Genomic DNA, 24,377 nt, shown 5'->3' with positions numbered 1-24,377 from the left:
TGCATGATTAAACACCGATCAGCGATGTTTTTCAAATTATTATTTTTAACGAGTCTAAATAATGTTAGCTTTGCCGAAATTTATAAATTGCATGAAACACCTATACCTGAAATTTTTAGCCACAGCACTTATTATGCTATCCACAATTACCCTTTTTGCACAAACAGGTAAAGGAACAATTAGTGGAAAAGTTGTAGATTCTTTAGGAAACGGAATACCCTTTGCCAATATACAGGTTAAAAAACAGAATATTAAGACCACTTCTAATAAAACAGGTGCATTTAAATTAAATACTGTTTCTATTGGAAACCATCAGATTAAGGTCTCTATTACAGGTTACGATACATTTGAGCAAGGTGTATCAGTTACTGCAAATGATACAACCTGGGTAACATTTGTTTTAAAAGAACAGACTGAAGGACTAAATGATATAATTGTTTCGGCAAGCAGAAGGCCAGAGTCATTATCACAAACACCATCATCAGTAACGGTGCTTACCGCTAAGGAATTAAATACACAATCAACCATTAGTCCAAATTTGGCCAACATACTTTCATATAGTGTACCGGGATTAGGTTTTTCTACCAATCAAACTGGTAACTCTGGTCAGACTTTGCGTGGTAGAAGTGTTTTGGTATTAATTGATGGTATTCCACAATCTACTCCGCTAAGAGCAGGAGGAAGAGATATCCGCAGTATAGATCCGTCAGTTATTGAGCGTGTTGAAGTGATTAAAGGCGCCACCGCTATTTATGGTAATGGTGCAGAAGGTGGTTTAATTAATTATATTACTAAAAAGGCGGATAACGGAAAATCATTCGGAGGCTATTCTCAAGCCGGAATTACAGGAAATTTGAAAGGCGACAGTACTATTGGCTACCGTTTTTCGCAACAGCTTTATGGTAAAACAGGTAAATTCGATTACCTGGTAAGCGGGATGTTCGAAAAAACTGGTGTTTTTCGCGATGCTGAAGGCCTGGTTATCTCTCCGGAATATGGTTTGGGCGAAACCAGATCTTACAACGGATTTGTAAAACTGGGGTATAACTTTACTCCAAAACAGCGTTTACAGGTAATGTACAATTATTTTAGTTCCAGGCAACATTCTAAATACCTGACCAAAGATGGCATTTACGGTCAATCGCCCGCTATAGGCATTTATGGCACAAGACAGGGGGAAGATGAGGGAACAAGATTTAACCATAATGCTAATTTACAATATACCAGTCAGCAGATTTTTGGTAAAACTGATTTAACGGCCAATGTATATTATCAGGACTTTTATACCATTTATTCTAATTCAGCATCATTTTTCGGAAGCGGTCAGTCGGCTATTACTTCTACCAAAAAAGGAGCAAGGGTTAACCTGAATACACCTTTTAATGTTACAGACCAGGTACCAATGCAATTGAACTATGGTTTGGATTTAATGAATGATAAAACTGCTCAAAGTTTAACTGATGGTCGTTTATGGGTGCCTAATATGAATATGGTGAACTTTGCACCCTACTTACAGGCTTCTGCAACTTTAATTAATGATTTAACCATAAAAGGAGGCCTGAGAGTCGAAAATATCAACATTGATGTAGATGATTTTAATACCCTGGCTACTGGTGCGAATGGTGCCGGAAGTATAGCTGTACAGGGCGGTAAATTAAACTACAACGCTTTGGTATTTAATGCCGGAGCACGTTACTCAAAATTCAAGTTTTTTAATCCTTTTATCAGTTATGCGCAGTCGTTCTCGGTATTTGAGTTAGGTAGGGTATTAAGGGCAGCAAAAAGTAATACTTTGTCTCAATTAGAAACTAAACCAATCATCGTAAACAATTATGAAGCGGGTTTTAGCAGCAGCTTTGGTAAACTGAATTTCAGTGCTGCTTACTACTACAGCACTTCTAAACTGGGCGCCAATCTTTTAGAGGTAAATGGTACCTATATTTCTCAACGTATTCCAGAGCGTGTATATGGATTTGAAATCCAAGCTGATTATCAATTACTACGTGAGCTGAGTATCGGTGGTAATTATGCACAAGTAGAAGGTAAAGGGGATGTAGATAATGACGGTAATTTTAACGGAGAGAAAGATGTATACTTAAACACAACGCGTATCCCACCTTCAAAAACTACAGTTTATCTTAAGTATTCAGGCATTAAAAACTTAAGTTTGGATGTAAACTGGATGCGTGTAGGAAATCGCGACCGTTTTAAAACCAATGCTGCTGGTAAATATTTAATCGGCGAAGGACCGGTGAAAGCCTTCAACTTATTTAACGTTGCAGCAGTATATCAGGTTACACAACCATTAAAACTATCGTTAGGAATAGAAAATTTATTGAATAAAGTTTATTACCCTGCTATTTCCCAGTTTTATGGCAGCAATGTAAATTATGTGAGAGGGAATGGATGCAGATTTAACCTCTCACTAGGCTATGCTTTTTAAGCGATGAAGAAAAGGGATTTTAAAAATACCATCAGGAATATTCATCTCTGGCTCGGCCTGGCAACTGGCCTGGTGGTATTTATTATTAGTATTACTGGTGCGCTGTATATCTTTGAAGAAGAAATCAGGGATTTTACACAAAAGGATTTCCGCTATGTGGGACTTCAGGAGAAGCCTTTTATAGGTTTAGATAAAGTTATTTCAGGATTCGAAAAACTTTCGCCGAAAGATGAATTAAGGCTGATCAGAATTGAAGATGCCTTGCCAAATGCAACGGTAGAACTTACCAGTAAAAAGGGTAAGGTTTACTATTTTAACCCCTATAATGCCTCTTTGGTTAAAAAAGGTGGCGAAGATTGGCTCCAGGTTGTAGAGCATCTCCATACCTCGTTATTGCTGGGTAAAACCGGGAAGTTTATCATAGAGTGGTCGGTGGTTATTTTTATACTGATGCTGATAACCGGACTGATACTCTGGTTTCCTGGCCAAATGCGCTTATTAAAACAATCGTTAACCATTAAACGAAAAGCATCATTTAAACGACTGAATTACGATTTGCATAATGTACTGGGTTTTTATGCGTCAGTTATATTATTAATTACCGCTTTGAGCGGTTTATACTTTGCATTTAAAGAGGTGAAAAATGCAGCCAGCTTTTTTACCGGGAGTAAATTAGGGCAAGGCAAAGCTATCGTTTCAGCGAATCCTACGCATATCGATTCGCTACCTGTACGTTACAATAAAATTTACACTGAGGCTAAAATTAAATATCCCGGTGCGATTTCCACTAGTTTTTCGCTGCGTGGTAAAGGCGAACTGCGGTTAAGAATGATTTATCCTTACCGTTGGGCGCGCAAACAAAATACCTTTTTTTATGAGGAAGCCACTGGTAGAATGATCAGGGCCAAACTGTATAAAGATTTTAACGGTGCCGATTTAATAGAAGCCACCAATTATGATCTGCACACGGGCAGGCTTTTGGGCCTTCCAAATAAAATTATTTCTCTTCTGGCAGCTTTGATAGCAGCAAGTTTACCTATTACAGGTTTTATCATCTGGTGGAAGAAAAGGAAAAAGCATAAAAAGAAATCATAAAATTTATAACATTGATTCCGCATACGTTTAAGCTGTTTCAGCCCAATTGGCAAAAATCCTGTTTCGTGGTCAAATCAAGGTTTACAACAGGTTCAAAAATTTAGGGAAGTGTTGTAGTAGGATTGGCCTTTAGAACTTGATCAGGCTTTCTCTGCCATCGTCTAATGTATCACCAACTCACTCGCATTACTATACGCCCAATTTTGTCTGTTATCATCTAATACCTCCATTTTCCATCACTCCAAATTTTTTGTACCCTTGTAAAAAAAAACTATGGAAAAACCGCTTGTTAATATCACGTATTGCCCTAAATGTGGCTGGATGTTACGTTCGGCTTACATGGCACAGGAAATTTTAACAACTTTTGTAGACGAGGTGAAGGGCGTAACTTTAATTCCGAGTGAAACATCTGGCGTTTTTACGGTTCATGTTGGCGGGAAACTAATTTTCGATAGAAAGCAGATACAAAGTTTTCCTGAAATTAAACAACTAAAACAGCTTATTCGTGATGAAGTCAGTCCTACAAAACATCTCGGACATTCTGATGTGAAGTGATTTTTTTAAACTGCTTCTCTTATAATAAGTTAATTTACTTCGTTAGTGTAGTAGAAATCTTGCGCTTTTAGCTATTTAATCCTAAACCATAGCAGCTAATGGAGTTTAAGAAAATATGTATATTCGTTCCATACCAAATAATACTTCAGTACTGTTTTCTCTATGTTTCTTATACAAAAAAAAACTGCCTGCTTCATGCTATTTTTATGGATGGGTGCTGGTATTGGTTTTGCCCAGTCTTCAACTATTCGCCTTAAATACCTGGAGGTAGAAAACGGTTTGTCTAATAATGTGGTAAATTCTTTGTATCTGGATCATTATGGCTTCATGTGGATGGGGACCTATGACGGACTAAACCGTTACGATGGCTATCATTTCAAGGTTTTCAGAAATGGGTGGGGAGACGAACATTCATTGGTAAATAATCATATTACCGTATTGAACGGAGATGAGAATAACAGGGTTTGGGTAGGTACACAAAAAGGAATTTCATATTATGATTATGCCGATTCCAAGTTTCATCAATTGATTTACCTTAATAAAGGCATAAAAACTGAAGTAAGTGATGCGATTAATTCAATTGCAATAAGTAAGTCTTCAGTGGTTTATGTGGCCACCGAAGAAAAGGGTCTTTTCATGCTCAAAAAGAATAGTGGCACAGCAGAACGGATCCCATTTGGTAAAAATTTCGATTTTACAGTAAAAGCTTTATATGTAGATGAAAATCAAACCCTCTGGCTTTTTATAAAAGATGTTGGGCTTTGTAGATATGATCATGATAAAAACATACTTCGTTTAGTAAATACTGCGGTGCGCTCGGTAACTTGCATGACCAAAGGTACTAACCAAATGCTTTGGGTTGGAACAGAACGCGGACTTTTTCAGCTTGATAAAACCAAAGGTAGCCTGACCAGGTTCAACCAGCATTTAAGTAATGAGAATATTATGAATTTGTTGTTTGATCGGAAACAAAAACTCTGGATTTCGACCGATGGGGGAGGAATTACCGTTTACGACACAAAAAATCAAAAGACGAATTACCTGCCTGCAGGAAAAGAAAAAGGCTTACTAAGCAGTAATTCTGTTGCACAGGTTTACGAAGACCGCGAATCCAGAAAGTGGATAGCTACCTTACGTGGAGGGGTTAATATCATTGATCCGGAAAATGAGCAGTTTACAACGATTAAACATGATCCATTAAACAGAAATTCCTTAATTAACAATTTTGTGCTCTCTTTTAGTGAAGATGAGAACAAAAACATTTGGATAGGAACTGATGGAGGTGGTTTAAGTGTTTGGAACCGAAAGCAAAATATATTTACTAATTATGCTAAAACCAGCGATCCAAACTCCTTAACGAGTAATTTTGTTACGAGTATTTTAAATGATGCAGATCACAATGTTTGGGTGGCCAGTTTTAGCGGAGGGATAGACCGTTTTAATAAAACAACCGGAAAATTTGTCCACTATAACTGTCATAATACTTTTAAAGGCATCGATGATATTAATATCTGGAAGCTTTATCAAGACAAAAAACAAAATATTTGGGTAGGCACAACAAAAGGTGGCGCATTATACCGTTACAATAAAAGTGCTGATAAATTTGAACTTTTCGATCATAAGTTAAAAGATATTCACAGCCTGCTCCAGGATTCGAAAGGCAGACTTTGGGCTGGGAACTATACGGAACTGATTGAAATAGATCCAATTAATAAAAGACATCATTATACAAAAATTAATTTTGCCATCAGGGCCATTCAGGAGGGTTTAAATCATCAAATATGGATCGGTACAGAAGGTGGAGGCTTATTGCTTTTTGATCCCGAAACCAAAAAAATAAGGCGATATATCCAGAGTGATGGATTGCCAGGTAATTCAGTACTCAATATCCTTCAGGATAAGCAAGGCAATTTATGGTGCAGTACCTATAACGGTCTCTCGAAATTTGATGTTACACACCATAACTTTAAAAACTATTATGCTACTGATGGTTTACAGAGCAATCAGTTTAATTATAATGCAGCATTAAAGCTTACTAATAGTGATTTTTTATTTGGTGGAATTGGCGGCTTCAATCTGTTTTCGCCCGATAGCATAAAGAAAAATAGAAGGATGCCTAAAATGGTGCTGACAGATTTCAGGATCAATAATATTCCACTGGACCAGGATTCAGGTTATAACGATATCTCTATTGTTAATTTAGCCCATATTGAAATTCCATATAGTGCTGCCGTAATTTCTATCGATTATGCAGCCATAGAATTCTCTTTTCAGGACCAGATTTCGTATGCTTATTACCTGGAAGGTTGGGACAGAAACTGGAATTATGTAAACAAATTGAGTACAGCTTATTATTCCAGATTAGACGAGGGCGAATATAAACTGCACATTAAAAGTACAGATACCGAAGGCGCCTGGAGCAACAACGAAAAGATCGTATTCATTCGGATTTTACCCCCTTGGTATCGTACCTGGTGGGCATATACCATTTACCTCATCATAGGGTCTTCCCTGTTTTATCTTTTTCAAACCTATCGTAACCGGCAAAGAAGATTAAAACACGAAGTGGAACTTACCAATTTTAAAATGGAGCGTGAAAAGGATCTGAATGAGAAAAAGTTAAATTTCTTTACCAATATTTCGCACGAGCTGAGAACACCGTTAACCCTGATCGTTAATCCGATAAAAGATATTATCCATAAAAAAGATCCGGGGCAGGAGAAGAACGATTTAAATGTAGTTTACCGAAATTCGAGGCGCTTGTTAAGCCTGGTAGATCAGTTATTACTATTTAGAAAAACGGAAAGTGAGAATGATACCTTGAAAATTGTAAGGATCAACCTATATAAATTTACAAATGAGATTTTCCTCTGCTTTAATTATTTGGCAAAGCAGAATCACATCGATTATATATTTGAGTGCGAAGAAGAGGACCTGGATATTTATGCAGATAAAGACAAACTCGAAATTGTTTTTTTTAACCTGCTCTCTAATGCACTTAAATTTACCCCAAAGCACGGTTTTGTAAAATTTAGTGTTAAAACCCTTGGCATGCGCGTGCATATTGAAGTGAGCGATAGTGGTCCGGGCATACCGGCGCATGTAGGTGAAAAGTTATTCGATAAATTTTATAAGGTCATGTCGAACGAATCGCTGAAAATGGGTTTCGGTATTGGTCTTTACCTGGCCAAAAACTTTGTAGAATTGCATCAGGGTAAAATTTCGTTTCGCTCCAATCAGGGAAAGGGTACGATATTTTTGATCGATATCCCGGTTGGAGAACCAGATTTGCAACACAGCGATGTCTTTCAAAACGAATTAACTTATGTAAATGAGCTTATTGCACAAGAAGAGGAAGCTGAAAATAATGACACGGAGAATGTAGGCAACCTCGAATTGCTCATCTCAGATTTACACTCGATTTTGGTTGTTGATGATAACCTCGAAATTATAGATTACATTAAGCAGATTTTTCAGGACAACTTCAAAATTTACAAGGCCGAAAACGGTACTGACGGGCTAAAACTTTGTAAAGAATATTTACCTGATATTGTGATATCTGATGTAAACATGGATGGCCTCAACGGTATCGAACTCTGTAAGGCGATTAAAGACGATTCTGCCCTAAGCCATATTCCTGTAATTCTGCTAACCGGCGACCCTAGTCCGGAAGTAAAACTTAAAGGAATTGAAGTTGGTGCCTACGATTTTATCGGTAAACCTTTCGATAAAGAGCTTTTTACAGCCAAGATTAATAGCATTATTAAAAACAGGACCAATCTTCAGTCTTATTTCTACAATGAAATAACCTTGAAGAGTGATGCCCATAAAGTCTCGCAAGAGGATAAGGGCTTTCTTCAAAAATGCATTATGATTATCGAAGAAAATTTGATGGAGGACAGCTTTAACGTAAAAACACTGGCATCTGATCTTGGAATGAGTCATTCTAATCTCTATAAAAGGATCAAGGCTACTTCGGGCCAGTCAATAAATGGTTTTATTCGTTTTATCAGGTTAAGAAAAGCTGCTGAATTATTAATCAATACTAATTTAAATATTAACGAAGCTGCCTTTAGAGTTGGCATAAATGATAGTAAATATTTTAGAGAGCAGTTTCAAAAGTTATTTAAGTTAACACCGTCAGAGTTTATAAAAAAACACAGGAAAAGTTTCCATAAATACTACAATGTTAATGCTACAACATAAAAGTTACGCTATTTTACGTTTTAAAAGGCATTTAGCTTAAAACACCCCCTGCAAAGTATGATTTAACCCCCTGTGTAAAGCTTAAAAATTTCGGTAATTCGGCTTTGCCAAATGTAACGCCGACCAGTGTAACCGTATAATGTATCAATACCTAAATAAAAGTATATTTCTAATCTGTGTGTTCATTGGCATCAGCCTGATGAGTGTTGCACAAGAAACAAAGCTGAGTACTATTGCCAGCAACGGCTGGGCAAACAATTCGGTAAATACTGTTATTTTTCGTAAAAATGCTTTAGTTAGCTTTAAAAATAGCCAGTATGCTGCTTATTATGATCACGAACAAAATGTGGTACTGGCTAAACGCAAAATCAATTCTTCCCGCTGGGTGTCAGTTATCACACCTTATAAAGGAGATGCTACCGATGCTCATAAATCAATCAGTATTATGGTTGATGGCGATGGTTTTCTGCATATTGCCTGGGGGCAGCATAACAATAATCTAAACTACGCCAAATCAGTTTCAGCAGGTTCGTTAACTTTAGGCAAAAAAGAAGTTATGCTTTCTGCAAAGGAAAATAATGTCAGTTATCCTGAGTTTTATAAGCTGGCTAATGGCGATCTTTTGTTTTTTTACCGTGATGGGGGCTCTGGAAACGGAAACCTCATGATTAATCTTTATGATTTAAAAACTAAAAAGTGGACACGTTTACAGGATGGGATGATTGATGGCGAAGGACAGCGTAATGCCTATTGGCAGGTTGCAGTAGATCAGGTTGGGACCATTCATTTATCGTGGGTTTGGCGCGAAAGCCCTGATGTAGCCAGTAACCATGATTTATGTTATGCAAAATCAACCGATGGAGGTATAAGCTGGTTAAAATCCACTGGTGAAAAATATCAGCTTCCCATAACCGCAACAAATGCAGAGTATACCGTAAAAATTCCACAGCAAAGTGAGTTGATTAACCAAACATCAATGTTTGCCGATGCAAAAGGTAATGTGTTTATTGCTGGTTATTGGCGCGGAGCGAATGAAACCGGGCCTCAGTATCACCTGGTTTTTAAAACGGATAGCAGCTGGAAAGTAAGTAACCTTAATTTTAGAAAAACAACTTTTAGTCTAAGTGGCACTGGTACCAAGCGGATTCCAATTTCGCGACCACAGATTATCGTTTGGCCAAATGGAAAATATTATGCTGCAGGTTTATTGTTTAGAGATGCCGAACGAGGAAACAAGGCATCTATTGCTTTAAACGATCATCTTGGATCAGAAAACTGGATAATTAAAGACCTTACCAAAACCAGCATGGGCGATTGGGAGCCCACTTATGATACTGAACTTTGGAAAACTAAGAGTATATTGAGCCTATTTTTACAAAATGTTACCCAAATAGATGGGGAAGGAAAAGCAGAGCAGACGCCAACACAGGTCCAGGTATTGGATTGGAAACCAAAAAAATAGAATAACTAACCGAGAAATGAAGTATTCATCAACAAAATATGGTATTATTTTATTACTGATATGTTTATCAGGGAAAATAATCGCACAACCTAAAAAAACTTCTGGTCAAAAAGCCGAATCAAGAGAAAATGTAGCTTACTTATTTACCTATTTTACCGGAAATTCGAAGGCAGAGGAAGCCATTCGTTTTGCAGTGAGTACCGATGGTTATCATTTCAGCGCATTAAATAACAATAACGCAATCATTTCTTCAGAAAAGATTAGTAGTACAGGCGGCGTTCGCGACCCACATATTTTGCGTGGCGAAGATGGCAAAACCTTTTATATGGTGGCTACGGATATGGTTTCGGCCAATGGTTGGAACTCGAACAGGGCAATGGTATTGTTGAAATCAAATGATCTGATTCATTGGACATCAGCAGTTGTTGATATTCAAAAACGTTTCCCGAATAACGAAAATCTGCTACGCGTTTGGGCACCGCAGACCATTTACGATAAAACTGCCAAAAAATATATGGTTTATTGGTCGATGAAGAATGGCGATGAGCCTGATAAAATTTATTACGCTTATGCCAACGCTGATTTTACCGACTTGGAAACCACTCCAAAACAGCTCTTTTTTAGTCCAGCCAATGGCTCTTGTATTGATGGAGATATTATTTACGATAAAGGAAAATACAATCTGTTTTTTAAAACGGAAGGTAATGGCAATGGCATTAAAAAGGCAGTTTCTAATAAACTAACAGAAGGTTATGTATTACAGGATAAATATCTGCAGCAAACTAAAGAGGCCGTAGAAGGAGCCGGTGTTTTTAAGCTGAACCATAGTGATGAGTATATCCTGATGTATGATGTATATATGAAAGGCCGTTACCAGTTTACCAGAAGTAAAGATTTAGCAAATTTTAGTGTAGTAGATCAGGATGTTACAATGGATTTTCATCCCAGGCACGGAACTATTTTACCGATTAATCAACAAGAGTTAAGTCGTTTGCTTAAACAGTGGTATACGGTCGAGTCTGTTCTACAGACCGCAAAAAATAAGGCAATCAACCAAAATAACATTGTTCTGGATAGTGTGAACCAGAAACTTTATTTACCTGTAAATTATGGCACAGATCTAAAGGCTTTTGATCCGCAGTTTAATACCTTTAACCAAATCAGCATGGTGCCAAAAGGAAAACTGGATTTTTCTAAAGGCCCTGTAAAAATTAAGGTGAGCATTCCTGATCGGCAAGCTAAAACGTACGTGGTAAGCGTTGCAGTAGCAAATAACCCTGTGCTAAAAGGCTATTATGCCGATCCTGAGATTTTATATTCCAATAAAACTGCTAAATATTATATCTATCCAACCAGTGATGGATTTAACAATTGGAGCGGTACTTATTTTAAAAGTTTTTCTTCAGCAGATCTGGTTAACTGGAAAGATGAAGGCAAAATATTAGACCTTGAAAAAGACGTTTCATGGGCAAAAAGGAATGCCTGGGCACCTACTATTATCGAAAAGAAAGTAAATGGAATCTATAAATATTTCTATTATTTCACAGCTGCACAGAAGATCGGTGTTGCTATTGCTGATGATCCGGCCGGACCATTTAAGGATAGTGGAAAGGCTTTAATCGCGGGCAAGCCAAAGGGGATCAAAGGCGGTCAGGAGATCGATCCGGACGTATTTAACGATCCTAAAACCAATAAAAGTTATTTGTATTGGGGAAATGGCTACATGGCCGTTGCACCATTAAATGATGATATGATTTCAATTGATACCAGTGCGATTAAAATTATTACCCCAAATCATGATTTCAGAGAAGGCACAGAAGTGTTTTATAGAAAAGGAAAATATTACTTCTTGTGGTCGGAAGATGATACCAGAAGCGAGAATTACAGGGTTAGATATGGTTTTTCTGATTCACCTACTGGAAAAATGACCATCCCGAAAAACAATCTTATTCTGGCAAAAGATGCAACTCAGGGTATCTACGGTACAGGGCACAACAGTGTGATCAAAGTGAATGGCAGAGACGAATGGTATATGGTTTACCACCGTTTTACCCGGCCAAAAGGAATTTCCATGGGAGACGCTGCGGGTTACAACCGCGAAGTTTGCATTGACAAGATGGAATTTAATACTGATGGAACCATTAAACCTGTAATACCAACAGTAAATGGCATTAAACCAATCCACTAATGAATTTAAAATTATATAAAGTGTTTTTCTTATTCTTTTTCTTAACCAGCGGAGCGGTAAATGCCCAGAGCCAGCTGTCAAAAGAAGAAGTGCTGGAAATGATTAACCGGGCAAATACTTATTGGCAAAGCAGTAATAAACCCGAAGTGCGTGCCTTTTGGGATCACGCAGCTTATCACACAGGCAACATGGAGGCCTACGAGGTTACCAAAAACGAAGCATATCGAAAATATTCAGAAGATTGGGCCGGATACAACAAATGGATGGGGGCAAAATCAACAGATAAATCCAATTGGAAATATAAGTATGGCGAAACAGATGAACATGTACTGTTTGGCGATTGGCAGATCTGCTTTCAAACCTATATCGATCTATACCACTTAAAACCAGAAGAATATAAAATTGCCAGAGCAAAAGAGGTAATGCAATACGAAATGAGTACACCCAATAACGATTATTGGTGGTGGGCCGATGGCTTGTACATGGTAATGCCAGTGATGACCAAACTTTATAAAGTAACCGGCGATCAAAAATACCTGGATAAACTCTACGAATATTTTATGTACGCCAACAGCATCATGTATGATAAAAAGGAAAAGCTTTATTACCGTGATGCCAAATATGTTTATCCAAAACATAAAAGTGCCAATGGCAAAAAAGATTTTTGGGCAAGGGGCGATGGCTGGGTGTTTGCAGGTTTGGCGAAAGTACTAAAAGATCTGCCCCTTACAGATCCACACCGGAACGAATACCTGGCTAAGTACCGTAGTATGGCCAAAGCAATTGTTAAAAGCCAGCAAGCAAAAGGCTATTGGACCAGAAGTATCCTCGATCCGCAACACGCGCCAGGACCTGAAACCAGTGGGACAGCTTTTTTTACTTATGGTTTGTTGTGGGGGATAAACAATGGTTATTTAAAAGAAAAAACCTATTGGCCGGCAGCACAAAAAGCATGGACATATTTAACTAAAACTGCATTACAACCTGATGGTAAATTGGGTTATGTACAGCCGATTGGAGAAAAAGCCATTGCAGGTCAGGTGGTTGATGTAAACGCTACTGCGAATTTTGGTGTAGGCGCATTTTTATTGGCAGGAAGCGAAATGTACCGCTATTTATCCAGCAAACACTAAATTTTATGGAGAAATGAGACTTAAAAATATTTTGATTACAGGTGGTTTATTGATCATCATGGCCGGTGGATCTGTTTTTGCACAAAAGAAAGCTAAAAATACCAAAGGTGTGGTGCTAACTGATAGGCAGTTTTGGTTACAGCAAATGGATAAGATGGTAAAACCTGTTTTATACAATCTGGCTAAAGACAGTTTAAGGATCGCGATGCCTAAGGTTACCTCTATCCATGTAGATAATAAAGAACACCGCATTAAAGTACAATATGTGGAGGTTTTAGGTAGGGTTTTAAGTGGTATTGCACCATGGTTACAGTTAGAGGGAGGTTCGGCAGAAGAGGTGGCTTTAAGGAAACAATACCGCGAGTGGGCTATTCAGGGGTTAAAAAATGCATTAGATTCTAATGCCAAAGATTTTATGAACTTCGATATCGGCGGACAACAACTGGTAGATGCTTCTTACGTAGCCCTTGCTTTAGTCCGTGCACCATGGCTATGGGAAAATCTGGATAAGAAAAACCAGGAATTAATGATGCAATCTATTTTAACAACCAGAAGATTTAAGCCTGTTTTTTCTAACTGGTTACTATTTTCAGCAATGAACGAGGCTTTTTTAGCCAGATTTGGTTATAGTTGGGACCCCATGCGTGTTGATTATGCCCTGCAACAAATGGAACAATGGTACACAGGTGACGGAATGTACACCGATGGAACATCATTCGCCTTTGATTATTACAATAGTTATGTAATCCATCCTTATCTGGCTACTTTGGCCAGTATCATTGGTACTAAAACGGGCAGTTATAAAGAAATGTTCGAGAAGATTAAAAAGCGTAATGAACGATATGCCATCATTCAGGAAAGATTAATCAACGCCGATGGCACCTATCCTGCAACTGGTCGTTCTATTATTTATCGTGGCGCTGCATTTCATCATTTGGCTGATATGGCCTGGAGGAAAGCATTACCTAAACAGTTAAGTCCGGCACAGGTACGGTGCGCTTTAACAGCCGTAATCAGAAAAACTCTGGAAAGCCCTTCAACCTATAAAAATGGATGGTTAACAATAGGTTTATATGGCGATCAGCCCAATTTAGGCGATTTCTATAACAACCAGGGCAGTCCATACATCGCTTCAAATATCTTCTTGCCTTTAGGCTTGCCAGCATCAGATCCTTTTTGGGCCAACCCGGCAGAAAAATGGAGTGCACAAAAAATCTGGAGCGGCGAGAATTTTGAGAATGACCATAGTGCCAGTTTAAAATAAATAACAGGTTGATATACAATTGAAAAAGATTTGGGTAATTACTTCTGTATAATATAAAAATTAGTTAATTAAAAATAATGAATAAGAGAATCAGTTTTGTTTTAGGATTTATCGCCTTTAGTTTGGGCTTAAGCAGTTTTGTTTCTGCACAGCAAACCTATACTTCTTTTACCCCAGGTAAAATTTGGAAAGATGATAAGGGCGTTCACATCAATGCACATGGTGGTGGTATTGTAGAGTACAAAGGCGTTTATTATTGGTTTGGAGAACATAAAATCGAAGGAGAAATAGGAAATACCGCACAGGTAGGTGTGCATTGCTATTCATCGAAAGATTTATACAATTGGAAAGATGAAGGCATTGCCTTGCCAGTTTCTAACGATTTGACCAGTGATATTGCCAAAGGCTGTATCCTCGAAAGACCTAAAGTGGTGTACAACAAGAAAACCAAAAAGTTTGTCATGTGGTTTCACTTAGAACTTTTGGGCAAAGGTTATGCAGCAGCCAGATCAGGTGTAGCTGTTGCCGATCGCCCTACCGGTCCATATACTTTTATCAAGAGTTATCGCCCAAATCCAGGTAAAATGCCTTTTTATGCATCAGGCACAGCAGAAAAAGATATGGTAAACTGCCAGCAACCGGCCAATCAAAGTGATGGCTTTTTCTGCAGGGATTTACCTGGTGGACAAATGGCAAGAGACATGACCGTTTTCGTAGACGATGATGGAAAAGCCTATCATGTATTTTCTTCTGAAGAGAATTTTACCTTGCATTTAGCTGAATTAACGCCAGATTATTTAGGGCATACCGGAAAATTTATCAGAATTTATGTAGGGCAGCAAACCGAAGCACCAGCTTTGTTTAAGAAAAATGGAACTTACTATATGGTTGGTTCAGGCTGTACAGGCTGGGCGCCAAATCCGGCAAGATGGTTCAAAGCAAGCAATATCTGGGGCCCCTGGACTTATATGGGAAACCCTTGCCAGGGCGAAGGTGCTAAATTAACCTATGGAGGACAAAGCACACATGTATTGCCAGCACCGGGCAAAAAGGGTGAATTTATTTTTATGGCAGATAAATGGGCACCTAAAAATGCAATCGATGGTCGTTATTTATGGTTGCCGATCAAATTTGATCAGGATAAAATTTCGATAAACTGGGCAGATGAATGGGATCTGAGCGTGTTTAAAAAATAGAGAAAAAACAAAATTTTATATAAACCTTGATGATTGGATTGCATAAAACCATGCAAAAGGGACCGTTTTGGCTAAAATTCAGATCATCTTAAAATAATTTTTAAAAAAAATGAAAGCAAAATTACTCTGGTTGGTGGCGATATGTTTCTCCTTATCGGCTTTTAGCCAGCAACCTAAACATTCATTTAAGCTGGGAGAAACAGACTTTTTATTAGATGGAAAACCTTTTCAGATTATCTCTGGTGAGTTGCACTATCCACGCGTACCAAAAGAGGCCTGGCGGGCCCGTATGAAAATGGCCAAAGCAATGGGCTTAAATACCATTGGCACTTACGTATTCTGGAATTTGCACGAACCACAAAAAGGAAAGTTTGATTTTTCAGGTAATAACAACATTGCCGAATTTGTAAAAATTGCCCAGCAAGAAGGCTTATGGGTTATTTTAAGACCGAGCCCCTACGTTTGTGCGGAGTGGGAGTTTGGTGGCTATCCTTATTGGCTGCAAACCGAAAAAGGTCTTGTGGTAAGAAGTACTGAACAGCAATATTTAGATGAGTATAAAAAGTATATTATTGAAGTTGGTAAACAGTTGGCACCATTGCAGATCAACCATGGTGGTAACATTATTATGGTACAGGTGGAGAACGAATATGGTTCTTATGCCGCCGATAAAAACTATTTAGATATCAACCGGAAAATGTTTATAGAAGCAGGTTTTGATGGATTGCTTTATACCTGCGATCCAGCAGCAGATGTAAAGGATGGACATTTAGATGGATTGCTACCAGCACTAAACGGGATTGATAATCCAGCCAAAATCAGGCAATTGGTAAATGAAAATCACGGCGGTAAAGGACCATATTTTATTGCAGAATGGTACCCTGCGTGGTTCGATTGGTGGGGAACCCCTCATCACACTGTTCCAGCGGCACAATACACCCAAAAGTTAGACTCTGTTTTATCGGCAGGTATTTCGATTAATATGTATATGTTCCATGGAGGGACCACCCGCGATTTTATGAATGGCGCCAACTACAAGGATACATCGCCTTACGAGCCACAAACCAGCAGCTATGATTATGATGCACCTTTAAACGAAGCAGGAAATGTGACTGAAAAATTCAGGGCATTTAGAAGTGTGATCGAAAAACACCTTCCGGCAGGACAAAGTTTGCCATCAATTCCAGCGGCAAAGCCAAGTATGGCCATTGCGCCTTTTAAATTGGGAACTAAAGTAGCTTTGTTTAATGCATTGCCTAAAGCGGTGAAAAATAGTACACCTTTAACTTTTGAGGATCTTAGTCAGGATTACGGTTACGTATTATACCGCACCACCATTCAGGGAGGGAAAAAGGGCGAACTGCAGCTTAAACAATTGCGAGATTATGCCCTTATTTTCATTAATCAAAAAAGAGCAGGCATTTTAGACCGCAGGTTAAACCAGAATACATTAGCATTAGATCTTCCGGCAGGAGAGGTACAGCTTGATATTTTTGTGGAGAATATGGGCCGGATAAATTTTGGAAAGTATTTACTGGAAAACAAAAAGGGAATTACTGAGCAGGTTACTTTTGATGGTGCCGAGATTAAAAACTGGTCGATGTATGGTTTTCCTCTTGGCAACGATCGCATTACCACAACTGGTTCATCAAAAGCAAATGGAAACGGACCAACATTGCAGAAAGGCTCTTTTCAGCTATCAACCGTTGCGGATACTTATTTAGACATGACCGATTGGGGAAAAGGAGTAGTATGGGTTAATGGGCATAACTTAGGAAAGTATTGGGCAATTGGTCCACAACAAACACTTTATATCCCCCAAGAATGGCTAAAAAAAGGCAAAAATGATATCTCCGTTTTAGAGCTGATCAAACCTGATCAGAATATTTTAAAGGCAATAGATCAACCGATCTTAAATGCAATAAAAAAAATAAATGTAGACTAAACGTCTGAAATTTTCCGAATAGGGGTTAAAAAGCTAAATTTTAACAAAAAGTAACGATTTAGCCCGTATTTATTACCGTATTACCCCTTACTCCATTGGGATTTTATGTTTACTTTGCTGAATCAATCATTCGTTATTCATGCGTAATTTATATATCTGGTCAAATTAAAAATTTAATAAAAATATTTTTGATTAGGCTACCCTTTTGAACTCTCCTTGAAGTTCAATTATTAACTAACCAAATAATCATAAAAAATGAAAAGAAAACTACTAGACACCTCTAAGTGTGCAGTAATGTTTTTGTTTGTTTTAATCCTATCCATAGGTAAATCAAACAATTCAATTGCACAAACAACCGCTCAAATCTCAATTTCTGGAAAAGTAAAAGATAATAAAGGTAATCCCATTCCAGGTGCATCAATTAGTGTTAAGGGAACTACTCAGGTGGTGGCCAGCGATGCCAATGGAAATTTCAAAATATCAGCTCAAAAAGGAGAAAGCTTAGTAATTAGTTTTGTAGGTTATGTAACCAATACTATATTGGTAGCTAATGAAACGCAAGTGAGCATCGTTCTTGCAGAGGATAAGGATAAAAACTTACAAGAGGTAATTGTGGTAGGTTACGGTACGCAAAAGCGTTCCGACGTTACCGGTTCGGTAGTTTCGGTCCCAAAAGCTCGGTTATCGCAATTACCGGTTACCAACGTTTTACAATCTATTGAAGGTGCAGTTGCAGGTGTTAATGTTACCACGACATCTTCAGTTCCAGGTAGCCAGCCAAATGCATTAATCAGAGGTCAGAATTCAATAAGTGCAGGTACCGGACCTTATGTTGTTGTGGATGGGGTACCTTTGACCAAAACCGGCGGTTCATTAAATGACATCAATCCAAATGATATCGCATCGGTTGAAATTTTGAAAGATGCGAGTGCAACTGCAATTTATGGTACAAATGGCTCAAACGGGGTTATTCTAATTACAACAAAAAGGGGGACCACAGGCAAACCAGTAATCCGCTACAGTGGGTATGCAGGTTTTGATAACATTGCTCATATTTTGGAGCCAAGGAGCGGTGCTGAGTATGCTCAGAAATACGCAGACTATCTTAAACAAACTGGCCAAGTACAACAAAGACCGGTTCCGAATATCGGAGAGCTACCTGCTTACAATGCTGGTACAACAACCGATTGGGTTAAAGAGGCAACACAACAAGGTGTAATTCAGGATCATAATGTTGGTATCTCTGGCGGATCAGAAGATGTTAAATATTTCATTTCAGGCGATTATCTTAATCAGAAAGGTGTAATTAAAGGTTATGATTTTAAACGTATAGGTTTGCGTTCTAACTTAGATGTTAATGTAACCAGTTTTTTAACTGTGGGTACATCATTATTCTTAACCAGTAATAACTTCGACGGTGGAAGGGCAAACCTATTGTTAGCAACAGCGATGAGCCCTTATGGTCAGGAATATAATACAAACGGATCGTATACAATTTACCCGATGAATCCGGAGCAGTTGTATACAAATCCATTGCTTGGTTTAACTACTACTCAAATCAGAAGAACAACCAACATTAATGGAAACGGTTATGCTGAAGTTAAGTTTCCTGGTGCTTTAACCGGTTTAAAATTTCGTTTAAATGCAGGTTACACTTACTTCCCTGAAAAAAATGGAAGCTATGTCGGCCGTTTAGCAAATGATTTAAACGGTACGGCAAGTAGTTTTAATGCATCTACAAATAGCTATACGATCGAAAATATCTTAACTTATTCTAAAGACATTAAAAAACATCATTTTGATTTTACTGCCTTGTATAGTGCTCAGGAGCGTAACTATAATTCTACCACAGCTGGTGCGATTGGCTTCATTAATGATGAATTGGGTTTAAATAATATTGGTGCAGGTGCTACGCAAACCAGTGGATCTTACCGTGATAGATATGGGTTGAACTCTCAAATGGGTCGTTTATTCTACTCATACGATAGCAAATACTTACTTACTTTGACTGCACGTAGAGATGGTTCTTCTGTTTTTGGTGCAAACACAACTAAATATGGGGTTTTCCCTTCAGCAGCAATTGGCTGGAACATCATTAACGAAGACTTCATGAAAAACGGTAAGGTTTTCAGCAATCTGAAGTTAAGAGTGTCTTATGGTAAAACAGGTAATGAGGCTGTTGGTGTTTACAATACCATTACAACCGAAGGATCCTCGCGTTCCCCTTTCAACGGCATAAGTACAATTGGTGTTATTCCAAATAACCTGGGAAATACATCATTGCAGTGGGAAACCACAAAAACTGCCAATATCGGATTGGATTTCGGAATTCTTAATAACAGGATTAATGGTAGTATTGAAGCTTACCAAAATAAAACAAGTGGTTTATTGCTTAGCCGAAGTTTGCCTATTATTACAGGATACTCAAAAGTTTCAGAAAATATAGGTAAGACAACAAATAAAGGCTTAGAGTTAACCTTAAATACGCAAAATATTGCTGGAAAAGATTTCCGTTGGGAAACCATGGTAGTTTTTGCAACCAACAAAAATAAAATTACCGATTTATATGGTGATGGAAAAGACGATTTAGGAAACAGATGGTTTATAGGTAAGCCAATTAGCGTTGTTTATGATTACCAAATGACAGGCGTTTGGCAAACGGGAGAGGATGTTTCTAAGCAAGACCCTACGGCTAAACCGGGAAGCTTAAAATTTGCTGATTTAAACGGCGATGGTAAAATTACCGGAGATGGGGATAGAATGATTTTAGGTCAAACAGCACCAAAATGGACTGGTGGTCTAACCAATACTTTTCATTACAAAAACATCAACCTGAGCATTTTCGTTCAAACGGCACAAGGGATGACGAGAAACAATACCGATTTGGGTTATGGTGATGAAACCGGAAGAAGAAATACACCTGCAGAAATTGGTTACTGGACGCCAGAAAATGCGAGCCAGACCAGACCAGCACTTTCTTACAACAACACTTTAGGTTATGGCTATGCCTCAGATGCCAGTTACACCAGAATTAAAGATGTGACATTAAGTTATGTTTTCGGACAGTCAGTCTTGGATAAACTTCACCTTGGTGGCTTAACTGTTTATGCGAGCGGTCGTAACCTGTATACTTTTACAAAATGGGTAGGTTGGGATCCTGAACAAACTACTTACGGTAGGGGATCAGGCAATAGTAGTGCAAATCAACAGGCGTTTGCAGCAGACTGGACAAATAATTATCCTATAACAAGAACTTTTGTATTGGGTTTAAATGTTTCATTACGTTAATTTATAATCATCATGAAAAAATATATAAGCATAATTGCATCATTATCAGTACTTTTTGTTGTGTTTTCGTCATGCAAAAAAGCATTTTTAGATGAGAAACCGTTTTCATCATATACACCATTAACGCTTACCGATTCACTTGGATTCGAAGCATCGTTAATTGGTTTGTATAACCATACCAGCACAATCTTTTCCTGGGCTGATCAGCAGGGCTGGCCAAGCGTTTGGCAGGTTGGAACTGATGTTGCAAATGCAACCAATAACCAGCAAGGTGTAGAAATTCCATACTATAATTATGCTACGCTAACCTCTACTGATGGTGGTGCAGCCCGCATGTGGAATAGAGACTACATCATGGTAAACTTAACTAACATTATTGTAGATGGAATTGAAAATCCAAGTGTAACTAGCTTAAGTGCAAAAGGTAAAAGCCTGGTAAGCGCCGAAGCTAAATTTTTCAGGGCTTATGCTTACAACAACTTAGCAACTTTGTTTGGTGGCGTGCCATTGATTACACATGCATTAGCAGGGCCTAAAACAGATTTTGTGAGAGCACCTATAGCTGATGTAAATAACCTGATTGTAGCAGATTTGCTTTTTGCTGCAGCAAATCTTCCTGATATTGAAGCGGTAAAAACCAATACCAAAGGCAAAATGTATGGCAGAGCAAATAAATTTATGGCGATGCAGCTTCTGGCTGAAGTTTATCTCCGAATCGGGAAACCAGATTTAGCTGAGCAACAGGCTCAGGCAATCATTAGCAGTGGCAAATTCAGTTTAATAAAAAATCGTTATGGCGTAAAAACTAGTCAGCCTGGAGATTATTATTCTGATATGTTCCAATATGGCAACCAAAGAAGATCGCAGGGGAATACAGAGGCTATCTGGGTGTTAGAGCAGGAAAATCCGACTAGCGTTGTTGGCGGTATAACTGACAATCCTCAGCAACGAAGAGTCTGGGGGGCGGCATATTACAATATAGCAGGTATGGCTCTTGCCGATTCATTGGGTGGCCGGTCCATTGCCAGGTTACGTTTGAGCAACTGGGTACTTTATGGTTTGTACAAAGGAAATGATATCCGTAATTCGCAATACAATATCCGCAGAAGATATTATTATAACGACCCAGATCCTAAATATGCAGCAAAATTTGGAAAACAAGTTCCTTTTACCGGTCCTGATACATTAATCAATATTTGTCCGAGTACAACGAAATGGGGCGCTTTTGATCCGAATGATACTTTTGGTTATGCCATGATCAAAGATTTCATTTTAATGCGGTTAGGCGAAACTTATTTGCTTCTCGCAGAAGCACAGGTTGCACAAGGTAAAACCGGAGATGCGGCAACAACAATAAATGTGTTAAGAACCAGAGCAAATGCGGCACAGGTTAGCGCTTCTGAAATGACAAAGGATTTTATTCTTGATGAAAGAGCCAGAGAATTAATTGGTGAGGAGAATAGAAGAATGACGTTAATGAGAACAGGAACTTTAGTAGAACGTGCGCTTCGTTTAAATTCGAATGACGCATCAAAACCGATTACAGGTTTAACGACAAAAAATTTGTTATTGCCAATTCCTTTAAATGAAATACAATTAAATAAAGATGCGGTATTGACTCAAAACCCGGGTTATTAATCCTTCACGTTAATTAATTCACTCTCCGAAACTTTCTGTAAAGAAAGCTTTGGAGAGTTTTTGTTTACAGCTGGTTTAAAGCAGGGCAATCTGGTTAACCTGTTAAATCAATATATTTAAGAATAAGTATTATCAAATCTTTCTTTTCTGAAATTAAGTTTCAATCAACTTCCGGTTGTTATCCTGAGGGATAATTTATTTTATAAAAATCAATATGAACGACAGAAGATGAATGCGCTAGAAGTATTCTCATTTTGACAACAGTGGAGAACCAAAATGCCTGCAAAGCAAAATCTGTTTTTGATAGATATCTCCACTTCGCGCTGCTCCGGTCGAGATGACGACCATTCTATGGGAATCCGTCCATTGATAGCAAAGTGGAAGGGTAGAAATAATTTCAGGAGGGCAATTATATGCAAAATAAAAAAGGGCTATGAAAATTAAATCATGGCCCTTTTTCTTGTATTTTATGAATTAATTCTGAACTTTTATTTCAGTTCTTCTGTTTAGTATTCTGCCTTCTTCGCTTTTATTGGTACTAACAGGCTCTTTCTCACCATGACCAACAACAGTAAAATTATTTCCGTTTAAACCGGCGTTTATAAAGTATGATTTTACGGCATTTGCACGATCTACAGAAAGTTGCATGTTATGCTCAGGCGTACCTTCTGCAGATGAATGGCCATTAAGAATAAATTTTGTATCTGGCGATTTTTTCATTTCTGCCACCGCTTTATCCAGAATTGAGAATGATGATGTTTTAAGTACAAATGAATTAAACTCAAATTGGATGTTATCTAAGTTAAAATTGGGTTTTTCAACAGGAGCAGGAGCATCTTCTTTCTCTGGTACTGGCGCTGGTTTTTTCTCTTCTACTGGTGGTGCGGGCTTTTCAACAGGTGCTGGAGCAGGTTTTGCAGCCAGTTTTTTTGTTTTACAAGAATACATGGTTAGCGTAAACAAAGCCAGGAGCGTAGTAAATAAAAGGTTTTTGGTAATGTTCATGTTTTAAGATTAATTTAAGTTTATTGTGTGTTTGTTGCCCAAAAATACTAATTATTGATTACAGCTATAACGATATTTTTTTTGAGAACTTACATTTAATGTATTAATCCTGTTAATAACTTCAATTTTACTCAAACATAATCACATCAATTTTCTTTTATGTATTATAACATTTTACTATGGACCGTTTTGAAAACAAAACCGCTTTAATTACCGGAAGCAGTCAGGGGATTGGCGCTGCATGTGCCTTAAGGTTGGCCAAAGATGGCTGTGATATTATCTTAAATGGTCATAAATTTGATGAACGGGGTGAAAAACTTATCACAGAAATACAGGACATGGGTAGAAAGGCAGCTTTTTTGGAGGCCGATTTAAGTAAAGCCAATGCAGCCATTAAATTGATAACCGATGCTGTGGCGGTATTTGGCCATTTAGATATTCTGGTAAACAATGCAGGCGTAGAAAAAAAAGCCAGCTTTTGGGAAGTTACGGAGGAAGATTACGACCTGATCATGAACACAAATTTAAAAGGTGTTTTTTTTGGGATTCAGTCATTTGTAAATTATTGTAGAAAAAGCAACGTGGCTGGAACTATAATCAACATGAGTTCTGTACATGAAGAAATCGCATTTCCAAATTTTGCTGCCTACTGTGCCAGTAAAGGAGGTTTAATGATGTTAACCAGAAATCTTGCTTCAGAATTAGCCCGGTTTAATATCAGAATTAATAACGTGGCTCCCGGAGCTGTTTCAACACCGATCAACCAGGATTTATTGAACAATAAAGAACAGCTGGAAAAAGTACTTCAAAATATCCCATTAAAAAGAATGGGTAAAGCAGAAGATGTGGCTGCAGTAGTGGCGTTCCTTGCTTCTGATGATGCCGCTTATGTTACCGGATCAACTTATTATGTAGATGGAGGATTAACCTATCATTATGAAGAACAATAGGCTAATCAA

General features: G+C 38.1%; 14 protein-coding genes. 13 read left to right on the top strand and 1 reads right to left on the bottom strand.

Annotated features, from left to right (window positions below; genetic code table 11):
* Nucleotides 1-91: 91 nt before the first annotated feature.
* From FFJ24_RS12575 to FFJ24_RS12520, 12 genes are all read left to right on the top strand, one after another.
* Nucleotides 92-2,443, top strand: coding sequence for a TonB-dependent receptor (locus tag FFJ24_RS12575; RefSeq protein WP_138821817.1), 2,352 nt, complete (start codon nt 92-94; stop codon nt 2,441-2,443).
* A 3-nt stretch (nt 2,444-2,446) separates the two neighbouring features.
* Nucleotides 2,447-3,538, top strand: coding sequence for a PepSY domain-containing protein (locus FFJ24_RS12570; RefSeq protein WP_138821816.1), 1,092 nt, complete (start codon nt 2,447-2,449; stop codon nt 3,536-3,538).
* Between the two features lie 273 nt (nt 3,539-3,811).
* Nucleotides 3,812-4,093 (top strand): SelT/SelW/SelH family protein, encoded by a 282-nt coding sequence (locus FFJ24_RS12565; protein WP_138821815.1) that lies wholly within the window; start codon nt 3,812-3,814, stop codon nt 4,091-4,093.
* 195 nt (nt 4,094-4,288) lie between these two features.
* Nucleotides 4,289-8,299, top strand: a complete 4,011-nt coding sequence (locus FFJ24_RS12560; protein WP_168202469.1) for a hybrid sensor histidine kinase/response regulator transcription factor — start codon at nt 4,289-4,291, stop codon at nt 8,297-8,299.
* A 139-nt stretch (nt 8,300-8,438) separates the two neighbouring features.
* Nucleotides 8,439-9,761 carry a BNR repeat-containing protein gene (locus FFJ24_RS12555; protein WP_138821813.1) on the top strand — a complete coding sequence of 441 codons (1,323 nt, stop codon included), beginning with the start codon at nt 8,439-8,441 and terminating at the stop codon, nt 9,759-9,761.
* 16 nt (nt 9,762-9,777) lie between these two features.
* Nucleotides 9,778-11,949, top strand: a complete 2,172-nt coding sequence (locus tag FFJ24_RS12550) for a family 43 glycosylhydrolase (RefSeq protein WP_138821812.1) — start codon at nt 9,778-9,780, stop codon at nt 11,947-11,949.
* On the top strand, nt 11,949-13,082 hold the full coding sequence (locus FFJ24_RS12545; RefSeq protein WP_138821811.1) for a glycoside hydrolase family 88 protein: 1,134 nt from the start codon (nt 11,949-11,951) through the stop codon (nt 13,080-13,082). Before FFJ24_RS12550 ends, FFJ24_RS12545 begins: the two co-directional genes overlap by 1 nt.
* A gap of 13 nt (nt 13,083-13,095) precedes the next feature.
* The gene (locus FFJ24_RS12540) at nt 13,096-14,346 is read left to right on the top strand and encodes a DUF2264 domain-containing protein (protein ID WP_210419511.1); all 1,251 of its coding nucleotides are present in this window, start codon (nt 13,096-13,098) and stop codon (nt 14,344-14,346) included.
* A 77-nt stretch (nt 14,347-14,423) separates the two neighbouring features.
* Entirely contained in the window at nt 14,424-15,542 is a 1,119-nt protein-coding gene (locus FFJ24_RS12535; RefSeq protein WP_138821810.1) for a glycoside hydrolase family 43 protein, read from the top strand.
* Nucleotides 15,543-15,651: 109 nt separating this feature from the next.
* A complete protein-coding gene (locus FFJ24_RS12530) occupies nt 15,652-17,487 on the top strand; it encodes a beta-galactosidase family protein (protein ID WP_138821809.1) in 1,836 nt (611 codons plus the stop codon).
* Nucleotides 17,488-17,742: 255 nt separating this feature from the next.
* The gene (locus tag FFJ24_RS12525; RefSeq protein ID WP_138821808.1) at nt 17,743-20,775 is read left to right on the top strand and encodes a TonB-dependent receptor; all 3,033 of its coding nucleotides are present in this window, start codon (nt 17,743-17,745) and stop codon (nt 20,773-20,775) included.
* Nucleotides 20,776-20,787: 12 nt separating this feature from the next.
* Nucleotides 20,788-22,413 (top strand): RagB/SusD family nutrient uptake outer membrane protein, encoded by a 1,626-nt coding sequence (locus FFJ24_RS12520; RefSeq protein ID WP_138821807.1) that lies wholly within the window; start codon nt 20,788-20,790, stop codon nt 22,411-22,413.
* 474 nt (nt 22,414-22,887) lie between these two features.
* Here FFJ24_RS12520 and FFJ24_RS12515 read toward each other — a convergent pair whose 3' ends face one another.
* Complete coding sequence (locus FFJ24_RS12515; protein WP_138821806.1) at nt 22,888-23,418, bottom strand: OmpA family protein; 531 nt, start codon at nt 23,416-23,418, stop codon at nt 22,888-22,890.
* 179 nt (nt 23,419-23,597) lie between these two features.
* Between FFJ24_RS12515 and FFJ24_RS12510 the strand changes: the two genes are divergently transcribed.
* Nucleotides 23,598-24,368: an SDR family NAD(P)-dependent oxidoreductase gene (locus FFJ24_RS12510; protein ID WP_138821805.1), complete on the top strand. Its 771-nt coding sequence runs from the start codon at nt 23,598-23,600 to the stop codon at nt 24,366-24,368.
* The last annotated feature ends 9 nt before the right edge of the window (nt 24,369-24,377 follow it).

This window comes from Pedobacter sp. KBS0701 (assembly GCF_005938645.2).
Taxonomy (GTDB): domain Bacteria; phylum Bacteroidota; class Bacteroidia; order Sphingobacteriales; family Sphingobacteriaceae; genus Pedobacter.
The sequence above is the reverse complement of the archived record's forward strand: the minus strand, read 5'-3'. Positions and strand labels throughout refer to the sequence as shown.